Origin of the sequence: Massilia sp. TWP1-3-3, from assembly GCF_049897805.1 — a bacterium.
Classification (GTDB): Bacteria; Pseudomonadota; Gammaproteobacteria; order Burkholderiales; family Burkholderiaceae_D; genus Telluria_A.
In genome coordinates, this window is sequence record NZ_JAFCWX010000010.1 from 206,185 (window position 1) to 232,384 (window position 26,200).

Sequence of the window (26,200 nt, forward strand, 5' to 3'; positions counted from 1 at the left end):
TTAGGCAGCACGACAGCGCGCTGCTATAGGACTGGGTTAGCCTGATTTGTAGGACAAGAAGCAGATAGAAATGGACCTGGGAAACCGAACTAACCTCTGGTGGCAAAAGCCTGCATATCGTCCTACATCACTACGCTCCCTACTCTGATACAAGCAGCCCCAGGCCACGTGCATGATGCATATTCCCGGCGCTAATGCGGCCTCAGACGACGCACCCGATACACCACACTTTTGGAGGAATAGACCATGAACTCGAATCAACGCAGCCAGGGCAACAATCAAACGGACAACGGCGGGAATGAAAAAACCGTCTCGTCATCGCGTGGTGGCACGGTAGAAAAAGACCTCACCCAACAAGGGAACTTGCAGCAGCAACAGCAGGGCGAACAGCAGCAAGATCAGGGCGGCTCGCAAATCGATTCCCAGATGGGCCAGCAAAGCACTGACCGCACCGGTTCGCAAACCGGCAGCCAGCAGCAAGGGCAGCCGGCGCAGGCAAAATCGGATGCCATGGCAGGCGGCCTGCCTCAAGGCCCCGGCGCCGGCGGCAGCGGCAGCGGCAGCGGCAAGCTTGCCGCCGATGAAAATATGGATGACGATACCGGCCTGTCGAACCGGGTCAACCGACAGTCGGCCGCGCAAGATGCCGCTAGCCGCCAGTCGGAACAAAGCAACGTTGGACGGCGCGACGACGGGACGCCAGATTAACTGAGGACGTCGTCGGCGACGCTGGCCAGCGTCCCGCAGTGACTGGAAACATGGGGGGACTCGTTACTCATCCGGGATCTTTGCCATGCACCTGAGCGCCCTATGGCGCAGGACCGGCGCGTGATCGACAGCGGCGCGGCGCTCAGCAAGCATCTGGAACTGCACCTGTACCCCACCCGCAGCGGCGGCTGGTGCATCACCCACAAAGTGCCGCTGCGCGACGAGGGCGGCGCCATCGTCGGCCTGGCGGGCACCTCGCAGGACCTGGGCCTGGCCGACGAGCTGCACCCGGTGTCCCGCAAGATCGCGGCCATTGCCCGGCACATCGGCGAGAACTACCACGCCAATGTGTGCATGGAAGCGCTGGCCGCCGCCGAAGGGCTCTCGCTCTCGCACGTGGAGTGCCTGTTCCAGCGCGTGTTTCACTATCCGCCGCGCTAGCTGCTGCTGCAGCCGCGCCTGGGCGAGGCGATGGGCATGATCGAGTCCGACCGCACCCACAGCATTGCCGACATCGCCTATGCGTGCGGGTATACCGATCACAGTGCATTTAGCCGCCAGTTTAAGTCGCATACGGGAATGACCCCGGTGCAATACCGCTCGCATTGCCATCCCAAGTAGCAGGCTCTGGCGTGCTCTGGAGTTTCCCGTGCATCGCTATAATTATCCGCTACACATCTTGCACGGGAATTACATGAAGCTGCTCAAAAGAACCTTGATCGCGGTCGCGGCCGGCGTTGCCATCCTTGGCGGCCTGGCCGCCTGTTCGCCGCTGGGTACGCTCAATGCCTTGTCGCCTGGCAGTGCCTTGCGCACCAGCGCGGCCGTGCCTTACGGTAGCAATCCGCGCCACAAGCTCGATATTTACACCCCGCAAAAAGCGGCTGCGAATGCACCCGTGGTCGTATTTTTCATGGGCGGCAACTGGGTCAAGGGGGAACGCGACGACTTCGCGTTCGTGGGGCGCGCGCTGGCCTCGCGCGGTTATGTGGTGGTGATTCCCGATTATCGTTTGTATCCCGAAGTGAAGTATCCGGACTTTCTCGACGATTCGGCGCAAGCCGTGGCATGGACGGCGCGCGAAATCGCCGGCTTTGGCGGCGACCCCAAGCGGCTGTACGTGATGGGGCACAGCGCCGGGGCGTACAACGCGGCCATGGTGGCGCTCGATCCGCGCTATCTTGCCAAGCATGGCATGAAGGCGTCGGCACTGCGCGGCTGGATCGGCCTGGCCGGACCGTATGACTTTTTGCCGATTGAAAATACGAGCACGCGGCCCGTGTTTCATTTCCCAAATACGCCCGTGGATTCGCAGCCGATCAACCATGTCAGCGGGGAGTCGCCGCGCGCCTTGCTGATCGCGGCCAGCACCGATGCGCTGGTCAATCCTGTGCGCAACACGGGCGGGCTGGCGAACAAGCTGCGCGCTAACAATGTGTTCGTGAAAGAAATTTATTACGCCCGTGTCAATCACGTGACGCTGGTCGGCTCGCTGGCCGCGCCGCTGCGCGTGCTGGCCCCCACGCTCGACGATATCGACGCCTTTATCAAGAGCGACGCGGGGCGCGACACCGCGCGGGACACTCTGCGCAACACAGCGCAATAAACGCCGCTTCATGTGGCGCACGCGGCAACGCGCGCAAACGCGTACCGCGCTGGCGCCAGCGTGGCGCAGCAACAACGCGACCCGTCCGGCTCAAGCGACCTGGATAACTATCTGGGCGACCGAGTCGGGCAGCACGCTGGCGCGCCCCTGGCCCTGCTCGCCACTGACGCCGTAAGCACCCAGCACCCACTCCCCGGCAGCCAGGCCATCGAGCGAGAAATGGCCATCGCTGCCAGTCAGCGGCGCCATGTCGGGGAAAGGACCTGCGCCGCGCACGATCACAATGGTGGCGCCATCAACGGGTGCGCCAGTTGCCTTGAGCAGCACCCGACCTTGCAAACTGCCAGTTAAATCTTGTTCCATGATGAACCCGTTCCCGAAAAAATACTTGGACAGGACGCCCGCCCAGGCGGGCGCTGGCCAGGCAGTGCGGATCGACGCCTGGCTTGGCCGGATCAGCGTCCGGCGGTCACAGGGCGCTCCAGTTTTTCATCCGGTCGAACACCGCCGCGGTCACGCGCGTGGCGCTATTGCCGGCAAGGCTGCCGTAATTGTGGATGCCGACCACATAGCGTCTGCCATTGCGCTTGATGTACACGGGCGCGCCGCTTTGGCCGCCGTAGGTATCGATATCGTAGATCAAGGTTTTGGGCGTGACCGACTTGACCCGCCGTTTCATGCCCCACATTTCCAGCGGTTTGTCTTCGGGGTACCCTGCCAGTACCGCGAAATTGGCCAGTAGTTGCTGGCCATCGAAGACGCCGAAGCCGAATTTACCCAGATCGTGTCCATTAAATGAGCCGGTCGGCAACACCACACAGGCGTAGTCGCACTCCGGTTTTTGACCGTTCACCCATCCTTTGACAGAGCGGAAGCTGCTGGAGACCACCACGCCATAAGGACATGTGCTGCCGTCGGCGCCTGGAACGACCTCGATTTTCCTGGCCCAACCACCCTGATCGCGCATGTAGACGCAATGCCCGGCCGTCATCAAGGTGCGGTTGCCGATGAAAAAGCCCGTGCCCCGCGCCGTCTCGCCATTCGGGTAGGTGATACGCAGCAGGCAGATGCGGCGCCATGGATCGCTGGCGGGATTCTTGATCTGCTTGCGTTGATCTTTCTGGATAATGGATTCAATCGAATAGGCGGCCTCCAGCGCCAGCGCTTCCGTCGCCTCGTTCAATTCGACGCCGGCTTCGACACCTTCCATCAATTCCCGCGCCGCCGCCGCTTGCAGCCCCTTGGCCAAGAGGGGAAAGAGGTTTTTTCCAGGCATTTTCATGCCGCCCGGCTTGGTTAAAACCGTGGCGGCCGCGCTCTTGACGACCGCCAGCGCGCGCGGCGTAAGCGCCTGGATGATCCGTTTTGCCACGGCCGGACCGATGTTGGTGACGAAGGTGGGAATCAACGCGCTGAAGATCCCGAAGAACTCCTGCTGGGAGCCTGCTTGCTGGCCATGGAGCAGAAAGCCTGCCTCATGCACATCGCCCGTTTCGAATGAGGTCGGGGCGCTGGTGCCGATCACGTCGAACAGACCTTCTTCCAGCCCCGCCTCGCCAGATTCCTCGGTGCCCGCTGCCTCGATTTGTTCAGGCGTCGCTTCGAAGTAGCCTCCCGCGCTTTCACCGTCTGCACCGGGGTTGGCAACTTCGGTGTTGAGCTCGATCGATTCCGCGCTCGACTCGACCCCCGTGATTTCAACCAGCGCCTCGCCGCTCACCTCTTCGGCGACGTACGGACCACCTTCGTCGCGCTTGGCCGGGACGCGCCCTTGCGCCGGCATGTGAAAGCCGGCACCGGCGCCAGCTGCGTCGAGCTCGTCGCCTTGTTGGTTCAACTGTGGCGCATTCTGAGCCGCATGCAGGCGACCGTCTCCGTTGAGAATGCTTGAATTGCTTGAAGCGTCATCGGCTTGATAGGTATAGCCAGATTCGTTCATGGTCTTTTCTCCTGTGAACTTGCTTGAAGGAAGTTGCTGCACTAACGCCGACCCTGGGTATTGATGTTGGCTAGTGAAAGTTCATCCTATGCGGGTATTTCGACCGAAGTTTGTGCGTTCGCAAACACGATACGGAACTGCTGGCAAGCCTCCCCTGTGCGACGCGGTTCGCGCGATGGGCGGATGACAGTGTTCGCCGCTGGCAAGGGCTTTTTAGTGAGGGACGGCGCACCTGGCGCGATGGCATGGTGCGCTTGGCTGTGGCGCGGGAGCGCGGCGCGGAAGGAGCCGCGCGCACCGGGCGAACGGCGTGGAGGTGCCCGACGGCACCCAGGAAAACACCCGCCGCAGCGGGTGGATTTCAGCTACGTTCAACGAAAATTACAACATGCTCCACTGCTTCATGCGCTCATACACGGGCTGGGTCACGCGCGTGGCGGAGTTGCCGGCGGCATTACCGTAATTGTGGATGCCGACAACAAAGCGCTGTCCGTTCAGCTTGATATACACGGGAGCGCCGCTTTGGCCCCCCACCGTATCGATATCGTAGATCAGGGTCTTGCTTGTCACCGTTTTGATGCGCCTTCTCATGCCCCACATTTCCAGAGGCTTGTCGCCCGGATAGCCCGACAGCACCGCCGGCTTGGCCAGCAATTGCTGGCCATCGAACACGCCAAAGCCGAACTTGCCCAGATTGCGCCCGTTGAAGGCGCCCGTCGGCAGCACCACGCAGGCATAGTCGCACTCGGGCTTTTTGTTGTTGACCCAGCCACTCACCGAGCGGAAGGTGGTGGATACGACCGAGCCGTAGGGCCGTACGGCGCCGTTTGCGCCGGGGCTGACCTCGATCTTGGTGGCCCATCCTCCATGGTCGTGCAGGTACACGCAGTGTCCGGCCGTGACGAGGGCCCGACTGCCGATGAAAAAACCCGTCCCACGAAACACTTGGCCGTCGGGGAAGGTGATGCGCAGCAGGCAGATGCGGCGCCAAGGATCGCCGCCAGGATTATAGATTTTCTTGCGGTCATCCGTGCCGATGATGACTTCGATGGTCGAAGCAGCCTCGCTCAAGAGCGACGTTACTTCAGGGCCGACCTCGGCCCCGCTTTCAGTGGCCTCGCCGCCTTCCTGTGCAGCTGCCGACTCCAGCAGCTTGGCAAACATGCTGAACATGTTTTTGGCCGGCTTTCTGCCGAGACCGCCCTTTGGGAGGATGGCGCTGGCGGCGCGCTTGATACCCTGGCGCGCCAGAGGCGAGAGCGACTTCACCAACGTTTTTGCCACCGTCGGGCCGATGGCCGACACCAGCGTCGGAATCAGCGCAGCAAACAAGGGAAAGAACTCTTCGTGCGAAGGCGCGCTCTGCCCTTCGACCGCCGAGCCGGCTTCGCGCACCTCGCCCGTTTCGAACAAGCTGCCGGCGATACCGCTGATGACGTCGAACAAGCCTTCCGCGCTCCCGGACTCGGCAGCTGATTCGGCGTTGGCTGCCTCCAACTGCGCCGCAGTCGCTTCCAGTACCCCTTCCGCGCCGCTTTCCTGTGCGGCGGGGTTGCCCATCTCCGCGTTCAATTCGGCCGACTCGGCGCCCGATTCAGCGGCAAAAACTTCCAGCGCCGCTTCCCCTGCACTTTCTTCAGAGAAAAATTGCCCGCCCTTGGGAGGCAACAGGTTCCCTGGCCTGGTCAGGTTTTGGGGACGCAAAAAGCTGCTTGAACTGGGCACGTCCGTGTAGTCGTTCCCCTGGGCACTGTATTGCTGGGTACGTTGTTGCTGTGCACTTTGCGTTCCGTCGGCATACGTGCTGCCGTTGGGCGGGCCTGAACTGATTGCATTGTCGTCAGATTGAAAGTTATAGCCTGCTTCATTCATGTTGTATCTCCAATGAACTATCGCTAATAAAGGAAGGTTTTACGCATCAGCAATAAGGTGTCTGCATTGATTTTCTGCTGACGGCCAGCCATCGTAATTGGCGAACACGGCGTGCATTTGTGCGTTCGCAATCCTTTCCTCTAACTGCCGAGATGCAAGGGGATCAAGGGGCGGTGCTGACCCGGCGTGCAACGCACGGCTGCTGCCGCGACCGATAAACGTCAGCCGTACGCGATTCGTTTGACGTACGCCAGAACAGGGAGCTTCACGGCCGCTGTCCGGTCCAAGCCTGCATGAACAAAAAAATCGCGGCCGACATCCGGCACGTCTTGTCGATGTATCGCTGGCGTATCCTCGCTGCGCTGCTGTGCCTGGTCACGGCCAAGGTTGCCACGGTCGCCGTCCCGCTGGTTCTCAAGCGCATCATCGACGCGTTATCACACCCCGACCAGCTGTCGCGCTTGCCGCTTTATCTGCTGGCCGGCTACGCGCTGCTGCGTTTTCTCAGCACGCTGTTCAACGAATTGCGCGACCTGCTCTTTGTCCGCGTCACGCTGCGCACGGTCGCCACCTACGCCGAAAAAACGTTCGCCCACCTGCATGCGCTTGGCGCCGCCTTTCACGCCAAGCGCCAGATCGGCGGCTTGCTGCCTGACATCGACCGCGGCACCAGCGGCATTGCCTTCCTGCTCGGCGTGGGCCTGTTCACGATTGTCCCCACGCTGATTGAAATCGGCCTCGTGCTGGCCATCATGCTCACCCGCTACAGCGCGTGGTATGCGGCGATCATCGTGCTGATGTTCGTTGCCTACACCGTTTTTACGCTGCTGTTTACGGCGCGCCGCGTGCTCTACCAGCGGCGCGTCAACAAGCTCGACTCGGGCGCCAAGAGCCAGCTCGCCGACAGCTTGATCAACTACGACACGATCAAGTTTTTCGCCAATGAGGCGCTGGAAACGGCGCGCTTTCGTACCTTGATGCAAGGCTGGACGGAGGCCGGCATGGGCAACCAGCGCGCGCTGTTCACGCTGCACGTGGGCCAGAGCCTGGTGATCGGCGCCGGCGTGGCGGCCATCATGCTGCTGGCCGGCGACGAAGTATGGCGCGGCGGCATGAGCGTGGGTGACCTGGTGCTGGTCAATGCCTACGCATTGCAAGTGTGTTTGCCGCTCAATGCGCTCGGCTTTGTCTACCGCGAGGCGCGCGACGCCTGGGTCAATGCCGAACGCCTGTTTCAATTGCTGCGCGAACAGCCCGACCTGCCGGACTCGCCGTCGCTGCCGCGCCTGCAAGCGGGCGGCGGCGACGTCGTGTTCGAGCACGTCAGCTTTCACTATGATCCGGCGCGCCCCATCCTGCGCGACGTGAGCTTGCGCATTGCGCCCGGGCGCACGGTGGCCGTGGTCGGGCGCAGCGGGTCGGGCAAGTCGACGCTGGCGCGTTTGCTGCTGCGCCTGTATGCGCCTACGGGCGGGCGCATCCTGATCGACGGCCAGGATATCGCCCAGCTCAGCCCCGGCAGCGTGCGCGAGGCGATCGGCGTGGTGCCGCAGGAAACTGCCTTGTTTAACGACACCATCGGCTACAACATTGCCTACGGACGCGTCGGCAGCACGTTCGAGCAGATCGTGGCCGCCAGCAAGGCTGCGCATATCCATGAATTGATCGCGGCCCTGCCCGACCAGTACGACACGGCCGTCGGCGAGCGCGGCGTGAAACTGTCGGGCGGCGAAAAGCAGCGCATCGCCATCGCCCGCGCCATTTTGAAGAGTCCGGTCATCCTTATTTTCGATGAGGCAACCTCCGCACTTGATTCAGATTCAGAGCACGCCATCGAGCAGGAACTGGACCGCCTGTCGCGCAATCGAACTACTCTCATCATCGCGCATCGTCTGTCGACCATTGTGCGCGCGCACGAGATCATCGTCATGGACCGTGGCCGCATTGCCGAGCAAGGCAGCCACAAGGAACTGTTGCGCCGAGGCGGCCTGTATGCGCACTTGTGGCTGCTTCAACAGCGCGATGCGGAAACCTTGCATCGCCCATCATCATAGGGAGGCATTAATGACGGCAACTTTGGCAGCGTCGGGTACGCCGGCAGTTCTCGTGTCGGTGGTTGTGCCCACGCGCAATCGGGTGCACCTGCTCGGCCGCTGCATCAACGCCTTACTCGATCAAACGCTGTTGCCTTGCGAGTACGAAATCATCATCGTCGACGACGCTCCCGACTACCACACGCGCCAACTGGCAGCCATGTGGAGCGCGTGCGCCGCTACGCGCGGCCTGCACCTACGCTACGTGCCCAAGCATGGCGCGCGCGGCCCGGCGGCGGCGCGCAACGTGGGCTGGCGCCTGGCACGCCCCATTGTCGCCTTCACCGATGACGACGCCATTGCCATGCCATCGTGGCTGGCGCAAGGGCTGGCCGTGATTGACGATTGCACCGACGCCGTCTGCGGCCAGATCGACATTCCGTTGCCCGCGCATCCCACCGACTATGAACGCAACACAAGCCTGCACGAGCAGTCCGAATTCATCGTGGCCAGCTGCTTTTTGCGCAAGTCGGTGCTCTTTGCGCTGGGCGGGTTCGACGAACGCTTTCGCCGCCCGTGGCGCGAGGACAGCGACCTGTACTTCCGCCTGCTCGACATGAGCGCGACCATCGTGCGCGCGCCGCGCTCCATCGTGATCCACCCGGTGCGACCCGCGCCGTGGGGTGTCAGCCTGCTGCAGATGCGCAAGATCGCCTTTGACGCCCTGCTCTACAAAAAGCATCCGCAACGCTACCGCGAAAAAATCCGCGCCACGCCGCGCTGGGATTACTACGCGATCGTAGCGCTGCTGGCGCTTGCGCTGGGCGCGCCGGCCGCGCATGCAAGCGTCCTGGCTGCGGCGGCCGGCGCCGCTTGGCTCGCCATGACGGGCCGGCTATGCGCGCGCCGCCTGCGCGGCACCTCGCGCCGGGTTTCGCACGTGGCCGAAATGGTGCTCACGTCGGCGCTGATTCCCCCGCTGGCCGTATTCTGGCGCATGGCCGGCGCCGTCCGCTTTCGCGTTCGTTTCGCCTGAGGAACCAGCATGCGCCCCCTCAAAATCCTGACCTGGCACACCCACGGCAGCTACCTGTACTACCTCACGCAGGCGCCGCACGCGTTCTATGTGCTCTCCAAGCCGGACCGGCCGCCCGGCTACGCAGGGCGCAGCGGTCAAATGCCATGGGGCGCCAATGTCCACGACATGCCAGCCGACAGGGCGCGCCACGAGCAGTTCGACTGCATCGTGTTCCAGGACGACCAGCAGTACGAGAAAGACCAGTACGAATTTTTAAGCGCGCAGCAGCGCGCCCTGCCCCGCATCTACATCGAGCACGACCCGCCGCGCGCGCATCCGACCGACATGCCGCATCTGGTTGATGACCCCAACGTGCTGCTGGTGCACGTGTCGCACTTTAACGCGCTGATGTACGACAGCGCACGTACGCCCACGCGCGTCATCGAGCACGGCGTGCTGGTGCCCGAGCACGTCGCCTACAGTGGCGAACTCGCCCGCGGGCTGGTCGTCATCAACCACCTTGCCCGGCGCGGGCGCCGGCTGGGTGGTGACATCTTCCAGGGAGCGCGCGCGCAAGTGCCGCTCGACCTGGTCGGCATGGCCGCCGAAGAACTCGACGGCCTTGGCGAAGTCGCGCACGCGCAGCTGCCGGCGTTCGCGGCCCGCTACCGCTTTATGTTCAACCCGATCCGCTACACCAGCCTCGGGCTGGCCGTGATCGAAGCGATGATGGTCGGCATGCCAGTCGTGGCCCTGGCCACCACGGAAATGGCGACCGTCATCGAGAACGGCCAGTCCGGGTTCATCGACACCAATCCGGCCACGCTGGTCACGCACATGCAAGCGCTGCTGCGCGAACCGCTGCTGGCGCGCCGGCTTGGCGCGCAAGCCCGGCGGCGCGCGCTTGAACGCTTTGGTATCGCCCGCTTTTCCGCCGACTGGGACCGCGCATTGCGCGACGTCACCGGCATCAGGGCGGCGCGCCGGCCCGGTTCTGGATAGCCTCTTTGCCCGCCACCAGCACACTGTCAAGAACCTCACAAGGAATGACCATGTTATTCGATGAAAAGCATGTGGCCAGGTGCGCCAGCAGCACCGCGGTTCGGCGCGTTGCGATCCTGAGCGACCATGCATCGCCGCTGGCGCCCCCGGGCGGCATCGACAGCGGCGGCCAGAACGTGTATGTCGCCCACCTGGCGCGCGAACTCGCCCAGCTCGGCTACCTGGTGGACATCTTTACGCGGCGCGATTCCATGCTGCACAAGCAGGTCGTCCAGTGGCGCGAAAACATTCGCGTGGTGCACGTGCCCGCCGGACCCGCGCATCACATTCCCAAGGAACACTTACTGCCTTACATGGATGCCTTTGCACGCTTCGTGGCGCGCTTTGCGCGGCGCCAAAGCGCCATGTACGACGTGGTGCATGCCAATTTTTTTATGTCGGGCATGGTTGCCCAGCACCTCAAGCACGCACTGGGCATTCCGTTCGTCATTACTTTCCACGCGCTGGGGCAGGTGCGCCGCCTGGCCCAGGGCGCGGCCGATGCCTTTCCTCCGGTGCGCCTGCACATCGAACAGCGCTTGATGCATGACGCTGACCGCATCATTGCCGAGTGCGCGCAAGACCGGCTGGATATGGAGCAGCTTTACGGCGCGCCTAGTGAGCGCATCGACATCGTCCCTTGCGGCTTCGACCCTCAGGAACTGTGGCCGGTTCCCCTGCGTTTGGCGCGCCAGAAATTGAGCCTTCCACTGAGCAAGTTCGTCGTGCTTCAGCTCGGTCGCATGGTGCCGCGCAAAGGCATCGACACCGTCATCGAAAGCGTGGCCGCGCTGCGCCAGTGCCACGGCGTGGACGCGATGCTGGTGGTGGTGGGCGGGGAAGCTGAGCCCAACGGCGCGCGCGACACACCCGAACTGGCCCGCTTGCGCGCGCTGGCACGTGCCCACGGCGTGAGCGACGTAGTCCAGTTCGCAGGCCGGAAAAACCGCGCCGAACTGCGCTACTTCTACAGCGCGGCAGACGTTTTCGTCACCACACCCTGGTATGAACCGTTCGGCATCACCCCGGTCGAAGCGATGGCGTGCGCGCGCCCCGTGATCGGCGCCGAAGTGGGTGGCATCAAGAGCACCATCATCAACGGCAAGACCGGCTTTCTGGTACCGGCGCGCGACCCGCAGGCGGTGGCCGACAAGCTCGCGCTGCTGCACGCCAATCCCGAGCTCGCCGCCAACATGGGCGACGAGGGCATGCGGCGCGCCTTCCAGCACTACACCTGGCGTTCCGTGGCCCAACAGGCTGCCGCCATTTACGAAACGGCCGTTAGCGACGCCGTGTTTCCTTCCCAACTGTCGCAATAGCAGGAGCCAAGCATGTCAGCAGAGCAAAATCACGAACACCAAAACAATTCAAGCAACCAAAGCAACCAAAGCAACCAAAGCAACCAAAGCCACCAAAGCCACCAGCACCGCCAGCCCCATCCATACCAGCAGTCCGACGTCGATGCGCTCGCCGGGCGCACGGTCTTCATCACCGGCGCGGCCAGCGGCCTGGGCGCCGCGCTGGCCGACGTGCTGGCCTTGTGCGGCGCCGACATCGTGGTCGCCGACATCAACCAGGCCAAGGCGGCGCAGGTGGCAGCTCGCCTGCGCGACATGGGCGCGCGCGCCTTGCCGATCGGACTGGACGTGGCCGACCCGCACAGCGCCGAGCAAGCCATCGCCAGCGCGCTCGACAACTTCGGCCGGCTCGACGTTCTGATCAACAATGCCGGCACGGACAAGACCTTGCCGATCGACGAGCTCACCGCCGAACAATGGCTACGCGTCATCAATACAAACCTGAACGGCCCCTTCCTGCTGGCCAAGCACGCCGCCGCCCACATGCGCAGCGCCGGGGGTGGCCACATCGTCAACGTCGCTTCCACCGCGGCCAAGCGCGCCTGGCCCAACGCCAGCGCCTACCACGCCAGCAAGTGGGGCTTGCTGGGCCTGTCGCACGCGCTGCACGCCGAACTGCGCCCGCACAACATCAAGGTCACCGCCGTGATCGCCGGCGGCATGCGCACGCCTTTCCTGCTCGACCGCTTCCCCGACATCGACGCCGGTTGCCTGCAAGACCCCGTCAATGTGGCCGAGGCGATCCGCGCTGTGTTGCTGATGCCGGCCGGCAGCGTGGTTGCCGAACTGACCGTATTGCCCATGCGCGAGTCGTCCTGGCCATGAGCATCAAGGCAATTTTCCTGGACAAGGATGGCACGCTGGTGGACAACATTCCCTACAATGTCGACCCACTGCGCGTATCGCTGTGCAACGGCGCCGGCGCGGCACTGCGCCTGCTGTCCAAACTGGACTACCGCTTCTTCGTGGTCAGCAACCAGGATGGGCTGGCGCACGGGCATTTCGACGAAAGTGCGCTGCACGGGGTGCGCCACCGCCTGAACGATCTGCTGTTTCGCGAACAGCTGAGCCTGGACGGCTTTTATTTCTGCCCGCACCATCCGGAAGGCAAGGTGGGCGTGTACGCGCTCAACTGCCTGTGCCGCAAGCCGATGCCGGGCATGCTGGTGCAGGCGGCGCGCGAGCACGACATTGACCTGCGCGCGTCGTGGATGGTGGGCGACATCCTCAACGACGTGGAAGCGGGCAACCGCGCCGGCTGCCGCACGATGCTGATTGACAGCGGCAATGAAACCGAATGGCGGCTGGGCAACCACCGCCTGCCCACGCGCGTGGTCGCCGACATTTACGCGGCCGCCGTGATCATTGCCGGCGAAGAGGGAGCCAGGCTATGAGCCGCGCCGAATGGCAGCACGCGCGCAATGTGCTGTGCGTGCGTCTCGATTCGCTCGGCGACGTGCTGATGTGTACGCCAGCGATGCGCGCCATCAAGGGCGATGGTCCGCGGCGCGTGGTCACGTTGCTCACCTCCGAGAGCGGCGCGGCCGCCGCGCGTTACATTCCCGAACTGGATGGCGTGCTGGCATACGCCGCGCCGTGGATGAAAAGCGAGCGCGCCCGCGGTGCGGCGCTCGACGCCGACATGCTCTCGCGCATTGCCGCGCGCCAGTTCGACGCCGCCGTCATCTTCACGTCCTACAGCCAGAGCCCGTTGCCGGCTGCGCTGCTGTGCCACATGGCCGGCATTCCGCTGCGCCTGGCGCATTGCCGCGAAAATCCGTACCTGATGTTGTCGGACTGGGTGGCGGAAGCCGAGCCGGACAAGCTGATCAGGCACGAAGTCCAACGCCAGCTCGACCTGGTAGCTGGCATCGGCTGGCAAAGCGCGAGTACCGGCCTGTCGTTCCGGGTGCCGGACCCGGCGCTGACCAAGGTACGGCGCCTGCTGGCCACGCACGGTATCGGCGCGCAAGACAAATTCATCCTGATGCACCCGGGCGCCAGCGCCCCCTCGCGTCGCTATCCCGCGCGCCTGTGGGCGCAAGTCATTTCCGGCCTGGCCGCGCGCCGCCGCGGCAGCATCGTGCTGACCGGGGAAGCGAGTGAAACGGGCTTGCTGGACGCCATTTGCGACGCCACCGGCGCGCGCGTGCTGTCGCTGGCCGGGCAACTGGACCTGGGCCAACTGGGCGCGGCCATTCAACTGGCCACGGTGATGATCTGCAACAATACCGGCCCGGCCCACATTGCGGCGGCGCTGGGCACCCCGCTGGTGGACCTGTACGCGCTGACCAATCCCCAGCACACGCCATGGCAAGTGGCGCACCGCCTGCTGTTTCACGATGTGCCATGCCGCTTTTGCTACAAGAGCTTGTGCCCGGAAGGCCACAACGACTGCTTGTCCAAGCTGGAACCAATGCGCGTGGTGCACGCCGTTTGCAGCCTGATGGACCAGGCACCCGGCCGCCAGTCTACAAGCGACCGGTTGCCGTGGCCGGCGCGCGGCGCCTAGCACGTTTAGCACGTTTAGCACGTTTAGCACGTTTAGCACGTTTAGCACGTTTAGCACGCCAGGGTGCCGAGGGGCAGAGGGGCCAAGGGGCTAATTGGCCAAGGCGCTAAGGCGCCGGCTGGGCCACCACCCCCGGCAGCTCCCTGGTGGGTCTGGCGAACTTGCCCTTCAAATCATCCACCCCGGACTGTGGCCTGGCCAGCTTTTGCAGCTCGGCTCGCTGCTTGCGCAGCTCGGCGCTGTTGATGCCCAGCCGGCGGTCGCGCCGCTCGACCAGGGTCGGCAAGGCTTCGCCGTCCCGGTTGAACGACCAGGCCAGCATGGCCGGACCGAGCGGCAACTGATCAGACGCGCCGCCTTCGTGACCGGTGTTCCACACGTGCCAGGTTTTCCCGTAACTGTTTATTTTGGAACGCATCAGCGCGCGTTCGGCCGGCGCGGGAATACCCGGCGCGACCAGCTGACCCGACAGGATTTCGGCATTGTGCGGGTGCCAAAACGCTTTCTCTTGCGGGGGCAAGGTGGCGAACAATTTTTCGGAAATGATGTATTCAATGCCGTTCAGGCGCGCGTTGCCGCCGTTGCTGTCAAAGAGCGTGCACTGGGCGAAATCTTCGTTCATCTGGTGACAATAGTGATGCGCTTCCATCTGGTGCTCGGGATGCTCTTTCATCGGGTGAAAGCCGACCATGTACAGGTTGAAAGGCCGCAGCGGCGCGGCCGACTGCAGCACTTTGGCGCCAGCCTCGAGCGCGATTGTCTTGGCCGACTTCGGCTCGCCCGGCACCGGCGCCGTCTGCGCCAGACAGGCGCCGCAAGCGATGCTGGCAAGCAGCGCCAGAGCGGCGGTTGTTGAATTGACCATTTGACGTGCCCTTCGCGTTGACGTGAATGGATATGACCCGTCCATGACGCGCAAGTTGCGTGATCAATCACGTTGCAAAGCCTGGCGCAACACCCTGACACCGGTCGCAGGCTTCCTGATGCATTTTTGTTGATGCCAGCGTTCAATTCCGGTTATGGTGATGACACACCGCGAAAGGAGACTGCTTGTTGAAGCGAGAAAAGCCCGTTGTTGGCCTTAAACCGGGCCTGGAGCCGCCGGCCTTGCCGCAGCTGCATCTGTTGCCCATTCTGCTGAGCGGCGCCATCACACTGCTCGGCCTGCTTGTTTTAAGCGGCTGGCTGCTGCACCTGCGCGTCCTGGTCGAGTTTGGCAACGGCATGGTGGCGATGGTCGTCAATACCGCCTTGTGTTTTACGCTGGCCGGCATCGCCATCCTGCTGCCGGCGCTGCTGCGGCGCCCGATGCCGGACTTGCGCAACATGACCGGCGCCGCGCTGTCCATCCTGGGCGCGCTGATCCTCTTTGAACACGTTTTCGATCGCAATCTGGGCATCGACTGGACACTCCTGCAGGATTGGCTGCTCGACGGCAATATCCGTCCGGGCCGCATGGCGCCCAATACGGCCGTCGGCTTTATCCTGTCCGGTGCCTGCCTGATCCTGATGACGCGCATCGCGAGCAAGGCGCAGGAGCGCCTGTTCCAGATCCTGATCTTTTGCGTGGCCACGATCGGCCTGACCGGGCTGGTGGGCTATACGCTCGCGCCCGAGCAGCTTTTTGGTTGGGCCCGTTCGGCGCGCATGGCGCTGCACACCGCCGCCGCCATGTTGGCGCTGGCGGTGGCAATGTGGTCAAGCTGGCACCATCTACAACGCGGCGAGGGCACCCGCTATTTCGGGCTGGATGACCGCATCGGCTTCATGAGCGCGGCAATTCTGTGCGTCAGCACGTTTACGGCTGGCATGACCGGCTTCGTCTTCCAGCAAACCTTACTGGAAGGTTCCCTGCGCGATAAGCTGCAGTCCAGGCTGGACGGCCAGCGCAGGGTCATCTATACCGTGGTCACCCAGGCCCGCACAGCCGCCGAGCATGCTGGGGGCGACCGCGAATTGACGGCGCATGCGGCCGTGGTTGCCGGCGGCAACGCCAGCGAAGCCGACAAAACCTTGCTCATGGCTGAGATGGACGATTTGGTGCGCGCACGTTTTTTGGGCGCCGCGCTATGGTCGGTGCAAGGCAAACTGCTGTACGCCGCCGGCGCAACCGTCCCGCCGCCTGGCGCCGGCGCACTCGCACTGCCCGGGCACGCCCGCCAAACAGCGGCGCTGGTCTGGGACCAGGAGATCATGCTCGACACCAGCATCGCCTTGCTTGCCGATGGCAAGGCCTATGCCAGGCTGGATCTGCGCCAGCGCCTGCCTATCTTGCAAACGCAACTGTTCGACTTGCGCGGGCTGGGCGAGACTGGCGAAATCGTCATCTGCGCCGGGCGTGTGGCCACGCTGGTATGCCTGCCCTCGGGCCGCCAAAAAGCCACGTACACGATCAAGCGCGTCAATATTGCGCGCCTGCCGCTACCGATGAGCCTGGCCGTAGATGGCAAGGAAGGCTTGCTGGCCATGCTGGACTACAAGGGCAACAATGTGATGGCCGCGTATGCGCCGCTGTCGGACAACCTGGGCTTGGTCGTCAAGCAGGATTCCATTGAACTGTACAGCGTGGTGCGCACCCAGCTCAAGCTGGTAATCCCCGTGCTGCTGCTGTTATTGCTCGGCGGCGCCCTGCTGATGCGCATGCAGATTCGCCCGCTTGTTGCGCGCCTGATCCGTTCTGAACGCCAGGCCCGGGACAAGCAGCTGGAAATGAACGCCCTGGTGGGCAGCGTGGGCGAAGGCATCGTGACCATGAACGAGCAAGGCATGATCGAATCGTTCAACCAGGCTGCCGCCAGCATTTTCGGCTACGCGCCGGCAGAAGTGATCGGCAAGTCGATGCAGCTGTTGATGCCGCCCGAAATGCGCCAGGCGCACCACAACGGCATGCGCAACTACCTGTCGACGGGCAAGGCAAAAGTGATCGGCACTCCCAATGTTGAACTGCCGGGTTTGCGCAAGGATGGCACGCGTTTCACGCTGGAACTCACTGTCAACGAAATCCAGTACGATTCGCGACGCGCGTTTGTGGGCATCGTGCGCGACATTACCGAACGCAAACAGGTCGAAGCGAAACTGATCCACCTGGCGCAGTACGACGCGTTGACGGGCTTACCGAACCGGGCCCTGTTCATGGACCGGCTGGCCGGCGCCACGCTGCGCGCCAACCGCGCCAACCGGGCGCTGGCGGTCCTGTTCCTGGACCTCGATGGCTTCAAGAAAATCAACGATACGCTCGGACACCACAGCGGCGACGAGCTGCTGCGTAAATTCGGCGAACGCCTTAGCCTGGCCGTTCGCAAGTCGGACACGGTGGCGCGCCTGGCGGGCGACGAATTTACCATCATCCTCGAAGAACTGAGCGACCCGCAAACCGACACGCGCGCCGTGGCCGACAAGATCATCGGCGCCATGCGTCACCCATTCGACCTGGCCGACGGCAGCGTCAGCGTCACCACCAGCATTGGCATTGCCATCCACGCCGGCGCGGGCGCCAATGTGGAAGAGCTGTTACGCAAGGCCGACGATGCGATGTACCGGGCGAAATTCAGCGGCAAGAACCGCTGGAGCAACTAGCAGTCCGACAGGCTGCTACGCGAGCAGGCGCGAGTGCTTGGGCAGTTTGGCCGACAGGTAGTCGTGTTGATCGACCAGCACGTTCCTGCCGCTGAGAATGAAGTGTTCGAAGCGGCACGGCGCGTAGGGCACGTACAGCAATGGCCGGAAATCATGCACGAACTTGGACCCTTTAGCCTGGTTGCACGCCTTGCAGGCCGTCACGCAATTCATCCAGCTATCCTTGCCGCCGTGGGTGCGGGCCAGGATGTGATCGCGCGACAGATGCTGGCGTGCAAAGACGTTGCCGCAGAAGGCACAGGTGTGGCGGTCGCGCGCGAACAGCAAGTTGTTGTCGTCGCCCAGCGGCAATTCCTGGCGCAGCATGCGCGTCATGCGTTCGCTGCCGGAGATGGCGATGATGGGCTTGACCGTGAGCGTCGAGAGCACGCCCGCATTCGAGACGCCCCCGCGAAACAGGAATTCGCGCTCGCCAAGTTCCCACGCAACCTTATGGGTCGCATAATAATGGATCGCTTCCTGCGCCGTAATCCAGTCGAATGGATTGCCGGCAATGTCGAGTGCGAGAATCTGCGGAGTCATAAAAGATCACCTCTACTACAATATTAGTTGAAAACGGGCGTGCGCGGACGTTCAGCCGTGTCCGGGTTGAAATGAGGGAAGGAAAAGGACAGGTTTTGGACGAAAACGCCACATATGACAGAGCCGGGGCGAAAAATAGATGGAGTGAGCTGCCGGATTCGAACCGGCGCACGACGGCTTTGCAGGCCGCGCCCTTGGACCTCTCGGGCAAGCTCACATGAAAGGACGTTGCCGCGAGCGCGGCACCGGGAGGGTATTGAAAGTGCGAGGTGGTGCGGGGAGCTGGAATCGAACCAGCATTTCCGGCTTTTCAGACCGGCACTTTGCCTGTTAAGTTATCCCCACGATGAAAACTGGTCCCACCGGCAGAATTCGAATCTGCAGCCTCTGGCTTCGTAGACCAGCGCTCTTCCACTTGAGCTACGGTGGGGAAAACAATGCTGGCCGAAGCGAGCGTATAAGTGGGTTGACGTACGGGGATCGAACCAGTGACCCTTGGAATCACAATCCAGAACTCTACCAACTGAGCTAACGTCAACATGGAAACGGGCAGTGGATGCAGGATTCGAACCTGCGACAACTTGAGTCAAAGTCATACCATCTGAGCTAATCCACAACTGAACAACATTGCACAAGCACTCTCGGGCGCAATCTGGCCCTGGCAGGGCCATGCGCCCCTTGAAAGCGCTTGTGGAATGGGGCGGGAACATCGTTCCTGCCCCGGTCCCCTCCGCATTGGCAGCGCACGTGAGGGTGCGCTACCGATGCAGGCGGAACCAAAAAAAACCTGTCCAAATTGTCAAAGAACATGCATCGGATCCGGGTTGTCCGGGCGACGGCCTCAAACTGAAAGGGCTTGCCTGCAAGCTGTGCGAAAAAGTGCGAAAAACAAAAAGGGCTCGGTGTCCTTGCGGAACATCCGAGCCCTGGAGCTTGACCTTGCGGTCAGCCGGTGAGAAGTTCGTTCTCCCGGCTAGGGGTTGTCCCCTCGGATGTGGTGTGTGTGCCAAGCGCAATGGCCTCGGAAACCGGCCTGCTTGGGGTCATGGCGATGGGAAAAGTCTGGCTGCACCCGGCATGCGCCGGCGGCATCGGTCTGCTGAAGCGAAGCGAACTGCACAGTCGCAAGCAGCGCCAGACCGGGCGCATTGCGCTCGGTTGTCATCTGTTGTTGTGCCGTTGTTTTCACTTTGCGTCCTGAATATAGTGTTGGTGTAGGCCCATTGCTGGGCGAGTGAATGCATTCTCACACGCCAAAAAACGAAAGGCAAGCAAATATTGAAAATAGTTTGCATAATATGCAAATAAAACGCTTCAGGTAGCAATATTTGCGACCGGTGCAAACAAAATAGTACGTTCGGCAGTATGATGGCGCCTGTCGTAGTGAGGTACGACAAACCCATGACCAACACACACGCCCCTGCCCCCAAGCGAACACTCGCGCCCCAACGAAAAGCTGTCCTGCGCGTCCAGGTGCTGATGGCTGAACACGACATTCGCTTTGTGACAGAGCTGTGGAGGCGGCTGAACGCAATGGGCGTGGATATTTCCCATTCGCAGCTGACCCGCGTTGTCAACAACAGCACCAAATCCTTGAGCATCGACTTGCTCGAAGGATTGGCCACGCTGTTCGGCTGTCCAGTCTCGTCCTTGTTCAAGGACGTCTCGGCCGAGCCCGCCTAAAACCCTTGTCCGGCTGCATGAAGTTTGTCGCATTTGTTTCTGCGATGCAGTACCATTTCGTCTTCGCAATTAGTTCCCATCCCGGCCAAGACTTTGCCCCGCTCGATCCCCCATTTCTCACCCCGCCTGCCCTACCGCAACATGGCGCCGCGCGCTTTACAGGAACACGACCATGTTGAACAAGAGTAGCAGACCGGACACCGACAAGCAGCGCCAGCGAGCAGCATCGCGCCTGGTCGTGCTGGCGCTGTGCGTGGCCGTCGCGGCGGCAGCCCTGGCCGAGCTGCGGCGCTGGTCAAGCGACCGCAGTGAAGCGAGGTCGCCGGCCCGCATCGAAACCGCGGCCAAGGGCGACGTCAGGCTGACCAAACTGGCCGACGACCTGATTCCGATGCCGGCCGGCGTGCCGTCGGCGCACGCCAGCACCCTGGCCGCCTTGCCCGGCGGCGCCTTGATGGCTTTCTGGTGGGCTGGCAGCCGCGAAAGCGGACCGGACGTGAAGGTCTACTCGTCGCGCCTTGAAAAAGGTGTCTGGAGCGCCACGCGCGAAGTGGCAACCCGGGAGTCGCTGGGCCAGGCCCTGGGCTTTGGCATTCGCCGCATCGGCAACCCGGTCGCCTGGACCGACCGCAACGGCAAGGTCCACTTGTACGTTACCACTACGGGCCTAGGTGGCTGGGCCGCCTCGCGCATCGTGCACCTGGTCTCGACCGACCAGGGCGACAACTTTGGCGTGCTGCGCGTACTGCCGATGTCGCCCATGTTCAATACCAGCGTCCTGATCCGTACCACGCCGGTTGCGCTGGTCGACGGCGGCTGGTGGCTGCCCGCGTACTTCGAACTTGGCATCAAATACCCGATATTGATGGCGTTCGACGACAAGGGAGACCCACGCTGGCTGACCCGCATCGGAACCCGCACCACCACCTTGCAACCGGCGCTGGTGGCCACGTCGGGCACTGAAGCGCACGCCTGGATGCGCGACGCCGGCAACGAGCACAAGGTGCAGCACGCCATCAGCCACGACGCCGGCGCCAGCTGGGCAGACCAGCCGCCGCTTGAGATGGGGAACCACAGCAGCTCGGTCGCCGCTTACCGGCTCACGCACGGGGGCATGCTGATGCTCAATAACCACGTGCGGCCGGGCGATTCGGCCCGCAACGTCCTGCGCCTGTCGCATTCGAACGACGCCGCCTCCTGGAAGCAGGTGCTCGACGTTGTGCAAGGCAACAACGACGAAGAGTTTTCCTATCCGGCCTTGCAACAAATCGGCGACGAACTGCACATCACTTATACTTCGCGGCGCCAGGCGATCGGGCACCAGGTCTATCGCATCAGTTACGAAAGTTCACAGTAATGCACCTGCCCGACCTCGGACTGCAGTTTATTTACGCTCGCCTGGCTTGGGGCATTGTCCTGGCCGCGCTCTTTGTGGCCCTGTGGCCGCGCCGGTTTGCGTTATCAAGCCGCGCTGTCGCGTTGCTAACGCTCGTCATGGTGGCGTTGCAAGCCATGCCCGGCGCCGCCTCACCCGCTTACTGGCTGGGGCTGGCCTTTCAATGGCCAAGCGCGATGCTGGTTGGCTTGTGCGTTGCCACGCTGTACCTGAACGGCAAACCGGGCAGCCGCGTCATGCCGGACAAGCTGGCTATGCTGATTGCGGCAAGCGGCATCGTGCTGTACCTCGACGCTTTTGGCTTGATTTCCATCGGCTTTTTTTACTGGGGCTTTGGGCCCAACACCGCGCCAATGCTTGGGCTGCTGCTTGCCGTTGGCAGCGCCGTTGCCTTGGCTCGCGGCAAGCTGATGCCCCCCGCTTTTGCCTTGCTGGTGGCGATGATGGGCTTTTCGATCCTGCGCCTGCCAACTGGCAATATCTGGGATGCCTTGATCGATCCGCTGCTGTGGGGATGGGCGCTGGTGTCGCTGGCCCGTCAGGGGACGCGGCGCGTATTTCCGGTGGCTGCGGCTGCACGGTCGACACCGCTTTAACACATTTACGAACAACAAGGAGTAAGGTCTGTGACAACGAACAAGTGGTCTATCCATCCCGTCATCGTGGCGGCCATCGCCATCAATATCTGCGCCCTCGCCTTGGCGGTGGCCTGGTCCGGCAACGAAACGCGCATGTTCACGCTGCTGCATGAAGATGGCATTGTTGAGTGGATGCAGTTCCTGTGCTTTACGGTGATTGCCGCCATGCTCGCCTACGTCGCCATCGACCGCGCAACGCGCTTGCCACGCAGCACGCTGGCCGTGCTCGGCATTGCCGGCATCAGCCTGGTTGTTGCGCTGGCGGCGATGGAGGAAATTAGCTGGTTCCAGCGCGTGCTGAACGTGCCGAGCCCGGATTTTTTTGCGGTAAACAACCGCCAGGCCGAAATGAATCTGCATAACCTGGCGCTGGGGAAGGGCAGTATCCATAAGACCATCTTGCTCAAGTTGATTGTCCTGATCGGCCTGGTTCACAACGTGGTGCTGCCGCTGCTGGCCCGCTCGCGCCCTGGGATCCGCCGCTTTGTGGAGTCGCTCGGCCTGTACTTGCCGCCGCTGACAGCGTCGTTTGCGTACATTTTGCTGGTTATCTTGTCGAACGTGCTGATCGACCATCCGCGCAAGGGTGAGCTGGGCGAACTGTTTGGCGCCACGCACTACCTGTCGACGGCGTTTGCCGCCTATGTGATTGGATCGAACTACGACAGCCCGGCACTGATCGAGCACGAGGTCGACGCGCGCAAGGTAACGGTGCTGTTCATTATGGTGATGGCCTTCCTGGTGCTGATGGCGTGGATGCTGACCTCGGTTAGCCGGATGGGTGCTGTGTAAAGTTTTGCAGGGCGGTGAGCGCACTGGCGGGGGTGCCGACTGTGGCGGCCGGCGCCGACCATCCGTCTACAGGGCCGCAGCAGCAACAGCCATGCGTTTGCTGTGAAATCGTTGGCCCAACTTCATGACTGAGAAAACACGATGCAGGGAATTGCCATAAACGGAACGATGCTGCACGAAGTTCGGATGCTGATGGAGCCGTACCAAAAAGGCACTGTCAGCAGCCTTTTGTACCCTAAAACTCGGATACGTTTCACGACTGACGGGCACGAACTTCGTCTGTGGTTTCCGGCGATGCTGGCGCTTGAACTATACCGTTCCGGGACACTGCCGCAGGATGCGAAGGAGGAATTTTCGGTCAGCGTCAGTGGCAAGAAAGTTGGAAACTATCGCGTCATCGACTTCAGATACCCAGGCGCGAGTGGGAGCGGCGTCGATATATTGATGGTCTTAGCGAAGGTGGACAAGGTCGTGCCACAGTAAGGGACCTTGAACCGCCGAAGGGTTCCTCCCGACGAACAAGCGGCCGACCAGCCTTTACTAACCGAGATGGCGCCTCGATGCCCCGGGCGACGGCTTACACTGCGCGGCGACACCTCCCCGCGTCGGCGCCATGAAAAAATGCGAAGTCAAACTGTAGGTCTTTATGGCATCTCTGGAAATGATGAGATGGCCATTGTCACTACAGGCCGACGAAAATCCCGGAAACTGATGCGACTGCCCTCGCCTCCAATCTTCTACAACTGCCGCTAAAAGCCCGCCCATGAGCGCGATAAACTTCCTATTTCGAAAACCCCACTTCCCAATCATCGTTGACACCGGCACTGGCCTCATTGGCGCCAAATCGTGGGTAGCGTGCGAAAGGCAGCTTGCGACAGTCACGTTCGCAGACACGGCGCCGCGAGAGGTCATCGACGCGACTGCGGAGGCGTTTTCCCTGTATCCAGAGCACATGGCCTTCTCGCCGCTGACATTCAAAAAACGGTGGACGAAACTGGCTATCATTGAGCTCTATAACAGCGCAAAAGGACCTGGCCGCCCAGAATATCCGACGACGTCGCTCGGCAACAAGAGCCTGGAGAAGGTGGTCACGGACATCGTGGAGCTGCTGACTGCTTCGAAGTGAGTCGGCGAAAGCGGAAATTTCAGATAAATCGTTTATATGATGAAGAGCCTGCCTTGCGAACCATGCGAGAATGCTAGGCGGCGACAAACCGGCCCGCGATGGCCGTCGACAAGAGGCCTTACAGGGAAAATTTCGAAAAATGGCTACAGCATACAAATTTGAGTTCGCGCCGCGCTTCCGTCGCGGCGCCTTCGGCTGGAAGTCGACCGTACCCATCCAGCGCATAAAAGAAGCGCTCGTTGAAATTAAGGGCATCGCGAAGAAGGAGCCGGTCCTGGCCGCCGAGGGGGCCGTGCTCTTCCTGGAAAAGCTGGCGCCGGCTATCGCGCAGGTGGACAGCAGCTCAGGCAGTATTGGAAGCGCCGTCAATCGGGCCATCGAGACCCTCGTCCCAATCATCGCGAAGGCCGGTGTCGCCCGGGCCGTGCGAGAGAAGTGGCTGGAGCGTTTATGGGACGCGCTCCAGGAAGACGATATGCCATACCTCGAGTACCTCGGGGAATTCTGGGGCGACCTGTGCGCAACGCCGGAAATTGCGTCCAAGTGGGCTGATTACCTGTCGCCGACGTTAAAAACGATGTGGGACCATTGCGCCAGCAGCGGCGAGTATGGATACTTCAAGGGGACGTCGGCTTGTCTGAGCGCGCTTTACGCGGCCGGTAGCCATGATGAACTGCTGGCGTTGATAGCGAAATCCGAGTACCGGTACAAGTCGTGGCACAACAGGGTGTGGGGCGCCAAGGCCCTGGCCACAGCCGGGAAACACGTTGAGGCGATACAGTACGCACAGGACACGAAAGGGTTAAACGCGCCGCTGACGGCAATTTCAGCGTTCTGCGAGGGTGTTCTGCTGGACACTGGCTTTGTGGACGAGGCCTATGCGCGCTATGCGGTTAAGGCAACTTATGCGACGACCAATCTGGCGACATTCAAGGCTATTGTGAAGAAGTATCCCAACATGCCAAAGGAAACCATTTTGCGTGACCTGGTCGCGAGCCAGCCCGGCCAAGAGGGGAAGTGGTTTGCCGCTGCCAAGGATGCTGGCGTCTTCCACTTGGCCATCGAGTTAGCGAATCGTAGCCCTTCCGATCCGCGCACGCTCATACGCGCGGCCAAGGACTATGCAGTGGAACTGCCGGAGTTTGCGCTGGCGGCCGGCATGACGGCACTGCGGGGCATCGCCAATGGATGGGGATACGAAATTACTGGGATCGACGTGCTGGACGCGTATGCTGCCGTGATGACGGCGGCCGGGGCGGCGGGCGTGGATGAAAGTGCGATTAAAGCGGATGTGCGATCGCTGATCGCGGCGAGCACCAGTGGCGGGCAATTCGTCGATAGGATGTTGAGCAGGCAGTTGACTAACTAAACAACGGTGCAGAGTTCTGTGCCCCATCGCGCTGCAGGGTTTTTATCTACCATCCCCATTCAGGATCTTGCCTTCGGCGCGGACAGTGCTCCACAAGGTAGGCGCGCAGTCAGTCGAGCAGCGTTGGCAACAGCATGGCGTAGCGACCTTTGTTGTGAATTTTCGCCGTTAAGGAGCCATTTCGTTTTCGGCGTGAAGGCGCCACTTCGCCACCGTTTCAGAGGCTCGAACTTTCATTGAACGGCTAGACTCCCTGGCATCTCGCCTGGAAAAGCCGTGGCAAAACGGAGGTTCGAGATGTATCAATGCCGCCTCACCCGGCCGCGCATACGTCAGGGTGATTCAGACCGGGAGATCGCCTCGTCGAAAATCATGGGCGCAAGAAGATCGCCCAAGTGCGCGAGTTGGCGCGCGCACTTGGGCTGCCTTGCGCCCGACACGGCACTACCGGACGACGCAATTCTGGCATCGGCGCTGGTGCGCAAGGATGCGCTGCCAAGTACCTGCATCTCCACGCTGGAACCGTGGTGCGAACGCGATGAAAGCTGGATCCGCCAATCAAACACGAGGTCGCACGACGCGTTGTTGGCGTCGAGGGCCGGGTATCAGGGAAATGTGGGTGCGGTCAGCTGCGTTTTACAGATGTATTGCCAATATGCTAAAGTTTAGTTTTTAATATATATCGGAGCAAAATCATGAAATTAGAACTCTTCGTGCTTGCAGGCGTCGCTGCCCTGTCTTTCGCAACCGACGCCTTCGCGCAACCGGCCGGAGTGGGCGCGATCGAGGTGAGCGACAAAGTTATTAGCGTCAGCGGTTTTGGATACCACCGTGTTGACGCTGACCGAAAATTGACCCACCTACAGGGGGTATGCTGATCGAAAATTGACCCAGGTGTTCTACTGCTCCTGCCCACATTTTGGGCAGGAGAAAAAAAGGTGATCACCATGG

26 protein-coding genes and 4 tRNA genes are annotated in these 26,200 nt (G+C 62.0%); 21 read left to right on the plus strand and 9 right to left on the minus strand.

Annotated elements, in window-relative coordinates; genetic code table 11:
- The first annotated feature begins 246 nt into the window (after nucleotides 1–246).
- From ACP7D4_RS12790 to ACP7D4_RS12805, 4 genes are all read left to right on the plus strand, one after another.
- Entirely contained in the window at nucleotides 247–708 is a 462-nt protein-coding gene (locus tag ACP7D4_RS12790) for a hypothetical protein (RefSeq protein ID WP_426209414.1), read from the plus strand.
- 69 nt (nucleotides 709–777) lie between these two features.
- The gene (locus ACP7D4_RS12795; protein WP_426209437.1) at nucleotides 778–1,149 is read left to right on the plus strand and encodes a PAS domain-containing protein; all 372 of its coding nucleotides are present in this window, start codon (nucleotides 778–780) and stop codon (nucleotides 1,147–1,149) included.
- Nucleotides 1,150–1,167: 18 nt separating this feature from the next.
- Nucleotides 1,168–1,329: a helix-turn-helix domain-containing protein gene (locus tag ACP7D4_RS12800; protein ID WP_426209439.1), complete on the plus strand. Its 162-nt coding sequence runs from the start codon at nucleotides 1,168–1,170 to the stop codon at nucleotides 1,327–1,329.
- Between the two features lie 28 nt (nucleotides 1,330–1,357).
- A complete protein-coding gene (locus ACP7D4_RS12805; protein ID WP_426209415.1) occupies nucleotides 1,358–2,314 on the plus strand; it encodes an alpha/beta hydrolase in 957 nt (318 codons plus the stop codon).
- 90 nt (nucleotides 2,315–2,404) lie between these two features.
- Here ACP7D4_RS12805 and ACP7D4_RS12810 read toward each other — a convergent pair whose 3' ends face one another.
- The 3 genes from ACP7D4_RS12810 to ACP7D4_RS12820 all read right to left on the minus strand — a co-directional run bounded on the left by ACP7D4_RS12810 (nucleotide 2,405) and on the right by ACP7D4_RS12820 (nucleotide 6,125).
- Nucleotides 2,405–2,677, minus strand: coding sequence for a carboxypeptidase-like regulatory domain-containing protein (locus ACP7D4_RS12810; RefSeq protein ID WP_426107726.1), 273 nt, complete (start codon nucleotides 2,675–2,677; stop codon nucleotides 2,405–2,407).
- A 106-nt stretch (nucleotides 2,678–2,783) separates the two neighbouring features.
- Nucleotides 2,784–4,253: a trypsin-like serine peptidase gene (locus tag ACP7D4_RS12815; protein WP_426209416.1), complete on the minus strand. Its 1,470-nt coding sequence runs from the start codon at nucleotides 4,251–4,253 to the stop codon at nucleotides 2,784–2,786.
- A gap of 381 nt (nucleotides 4,254–4,634) precedes the next feature.
- Nucleotides 4,635–6,125: a trypsin-like serine peptidase gene (locus tag ACP7D4_RS12820; RefSeq protein ID WP_426107724.1), complete on the minus strand. Its 1,491-nt coding sequence runs from the start codon at nucleotides 6,123–6,125 to the stop codon at nucleotides 4,635–4,637.
- A gap of 293 nt (nucleotides 6,126–6,418) precedes the next feature.
- On the opposite strand from ACP7D4_RS12820, the gene ACP7D4_RS12825 reads away from it, so the two are divergent.
- Genes ACP7D4_RS12825 through ACP7D4_RS12855 form a run of 7 tightly spaced genes read left to right on the plus strand, consistent with a single transcriptional unit; the run spans nucleotide 6,419 to nucleotide 14,087 of the window.
- Nucleotides 6,419–8,179, plus strand: coding sequence for an ABCB family ABC transporter ATP-binding protein/permease (locus ACP7D4_RS12825; protein ID WP_426209418.1), 1,761 nt, complete (start codon nucleotides 6,419–6,421; stop codon nucleotides 8,177–8,179).
- Between the two features lie 10 nt (nucleotides 8,180–8,189).
- Nucleotides 8,190–9,194 (plus strand): glycosyltransferase family 2 protein, encoded by a 1,005-nt coding sequence (locus ACP7D4_RS12830; RefSeq protein ID WP_426209419.1) that lies wholly within the window; start codon nucleotides 8,190–8,192, stop codon nucleotides 9,192–9,194.
- A gap of 9 nt (nucleotides 9,195–9,203) precedes the next feature.
- Nucleotides 9,204–10,178, plus strand: coding sequence for a glycosyltransferase family 4 protein (locus ACP7D4_RS12835; protein WP_426209421.1), 975 nt, complete (start codon nucleotides 9,204–9,206; stop codon nucleotides 10,176–10,178).
- A gap of 50 nt (nucleotides 10,179–10,228) precedes the next feature.
- Complete coding sequence (locus ACP7D4_RS12840) at nucleotides 10,229–11,536, plus strand: glycosyltransferase (RefSeq protein WP_426107720.1); 1,308 nt, start codon at nucleotides 10,229–10,231, stop codon at nucleotides 11,534–11,536.
- Nucleotides 11,537–11,548: 12 nt separating this feature from the next.
- A complete protein-coding gene (locus tag ACP7D4_RS12845; RefSeq protein WP_426209422.1) occupies nucleotides 11,549–12,400 on the plus strand; it encodes an SDR family oxidoreductase in 852 nt (283 codons plus the stop codon).
- On the plus strand, nucleotides 12,397–12,969 hold the full coding sequence (locus ACP7D4_RS12850; protein ID WP_426107718.1) for a D-glycero-alpha-D-manno-heptose-1,7-bisphosphate 7-phosphatase: 573 nt from the start codon (nucleotides 12,397–12,399) through the stop codon (nucleotides 12,967–12,969). The genes ACP7D4_RS12845 and ACP7D4_RS12850 overlap by 4 nt, the downstream gene beginning before the upstream one ends.
- On the plus strand, nucleotides 12,966–14,087 hold the full coding sequence (locus ACP7D4_RS12855) for a glycosyltransferase family 9 protein (RefSeq protein ID WP_426209423.1): 1,122 nt from the start codon (nucleotides 12,966–12,968) through the stop codon (nucleotides 14,085–14,087). The genes ACP7D4_RS12850 and ACP7D4_RS12855 overlap by 4 nt, the downstream gene beginning before the upstream one ends.
- 106 nt (nucleotides 14,088–14,193) lie before the next feature.
- On the opposite strand, the gene ACP7D4_RS12860 is transcribed toward ACP7D4_RS12855, so the two are convergent.
- Entirely contained in the window at nucleotides 14,194–14,952 is a 759-nt protein-coding gene (locus tag ACP7D4_RS12860) for an OBAP family protein (protein WP_426209425.1), read from the minus strand.
- Nucleotides 14,953–15,137: 185 nt separating this feature from the next.
- On the opposite strand from ACP7D4_RS12860, the gene ACP7D4_RS12865 reads away from it, so the two are divergent.
- A complete protein-coding gene (locus ACP7D4_RS12865) occupies nucleotides 15,138–17,663 on the plus strand; it encodes a diguanylate cyclase domain-containing protein (RefSeq protein WP_426209426.1) in 2,526 nt (841 codons plus the stop codon).
- Between the two features lie 15 nt (nucleotides 17,664–17,678).
- Here ACP7D4_RS12865 and ACP7D4_RS12870 read toward each other — a convergent pair whose 3' ends face one another.
- The 5 genes from ACP7D4_RS12870 to ACP7D4_RS12890 form a co-directional block, all read right to left on the minus strand.
- A complete protein-coding gene (locus ACP7D4_RS12870) occupies nucleotides 17,679–18,245 on the minus strand; it encodes an HNH endonuclease (protein WP_426107714.1) in 567 nt (188 codons plus the stop codon).
- Nucleotides 18,246–18,385: 140 nt separating this feature from the next.
- Nucleotides 18,386–18,462 (minus strand) — tRNA-Cys (locus ACP7D4_RS12875).
- 53 nt (nucleotides 18,463–18,515) lie between these two features.
- A tRNA-Phe gene (locus ACP7D4_RS12880) sits at nucleotides 18,516–18,590 on the minus strand.
- Nucleotides 18,591–18,599: 9 nt separating this feature from the next.
- A tRNA-Arg gene (locus tag ACP7D4_RS12885) sits at nucleotides 18,600–18,675 on the minus strand.
- Between the two features lie 32 nt (nucleotides 18,676–18,707).
- Nucleotides 18,708–18,783, minus strand: a tRNA-His gene (locus ACP7D4_RS12890).
- Nucleotides 18,784–19,260: 477 nt separating this feature from the next.
- On the opposite strand from ACP7D4_RS12890, the gene ACP7D4_RS12895 reads away from it, so the two are divergent.
- From ACP7D4_RS12895 to ACP7D4_RS12935, 9 genes are all read left to right on the plus strand, one after another.
- Nucleotides 19,261–19,446: a hypothetical protein gene (locus tag ACP7D4_RS12895; protein WP_426209427.1), complete on the plus strand. Its 186-nt coding sequence runs from the start codon at nucleotides 19,261–19,263 to the stop codon at nucleotides 19,444–19,446.
- A gap of 200 nt (nucleotides 19,447–19,646) precedes the next feature.
- On the plus strand, nucleotides 19,647–19,928 hold the full coding sequence (locus tag ACP7D4_RS12900; RefSeq protein ID WP_426209428.1) for a helix-turn-helix domain-containing protein: 282 nt from the start codon (nucleotides 19,647–19,649) through the stop codon (nucleotides 19,926–19,928).
- 172 nt (nucleotides 19,929–20,100) lie between these two features.
- Entirely contained in the window at nucleotides 20,101–21,285 is a 1,185-nt protein-coding gene (locus ACP7D4_RS12905; protein WP_426209429.1) for an exo-alpha-sialidase, read from the plus strand.
- Nucleotides 21,285–21,920 (plus strand): hypothetical protein, encoded by a 636-nt coding sequence (locus tag ACP7D4_RS12910; protein ID WP_426209430.1) that lies wholly within the window; start codon nucleotides 21,285–21,287, stop codon nucleotides 21,918–21,920. Before ACP7D4_RS12905 ends, ACP7D4_RS12910 begins: the two co-directional genes overlap by 1 nt.
- A 30-nt stretch (nucleotides 21,921–21,950) precedes the next feature.
- Nucleotides 21,951–22,754 carry a hypothetical protein gene (locus ACP7D4_RS12915; RefSeq protein WP_426209431.1) on the plus strand — a complete coding sequence of 268 codons (804 nt, stop codon included), beginning with the start codon at nucleotides 21,951–21,953 and terminating at the stop codon, nucleotides 22,752–22,754.
- 141 nt (nucleotides 22,755–22,895) lie between these two features.
- On the plus strand, nucleotides 22,896–23,237 hold the full coding sequence (locus ACP7D4_RS12920; protein WP_426107708.1) for a hypothetical protein: 342 nt from the start codon (nucleotides 22,896–22,898) through the stop codon (nucleotides 23,235–23,237).
- A 280-nt stretch (nucleotides 23,238–23,517) separates the two neighbouring features.
- Nucleotides 23,518–23,880, plus strand: a complete 363-nt coding sequence (locus ACP7D4_RS12925; RefSeq protein ID WP_426209432.1) for a hypothetical protein — start codon at nucleotides 23,518–23,520, stop codon at nucleotides 23,878–23,880.
- Nucleotides 23,881–24,019: 139 nt separating this feature from the next.
- A complete protein-coding gene (locus ACP7D4_RS12930) occupies nucleotides 24,020–25,249 on the plus strand; it encodes a hypothetical protein (protein WP_426209433.1) in 1,230 nt (409 codons plus the stop codon).
- 695 nt (nucleotides 25,250–25,944) lie between these two features.
- Nucleotides 25,945–26,127 (plus strand): hypothetical protein, encoded by a 183-nt coding sequence (locus ACP7D4_RS12935; protein WP_426209434.1) that lies wholly within the window; start codon nucleotides 25,945–25,947, stop codon nucleotides 26,125–26,127.
- The last annotated feature ends 73 nt before the right edge of the window (nucleotides 26,128–26,200 follow it).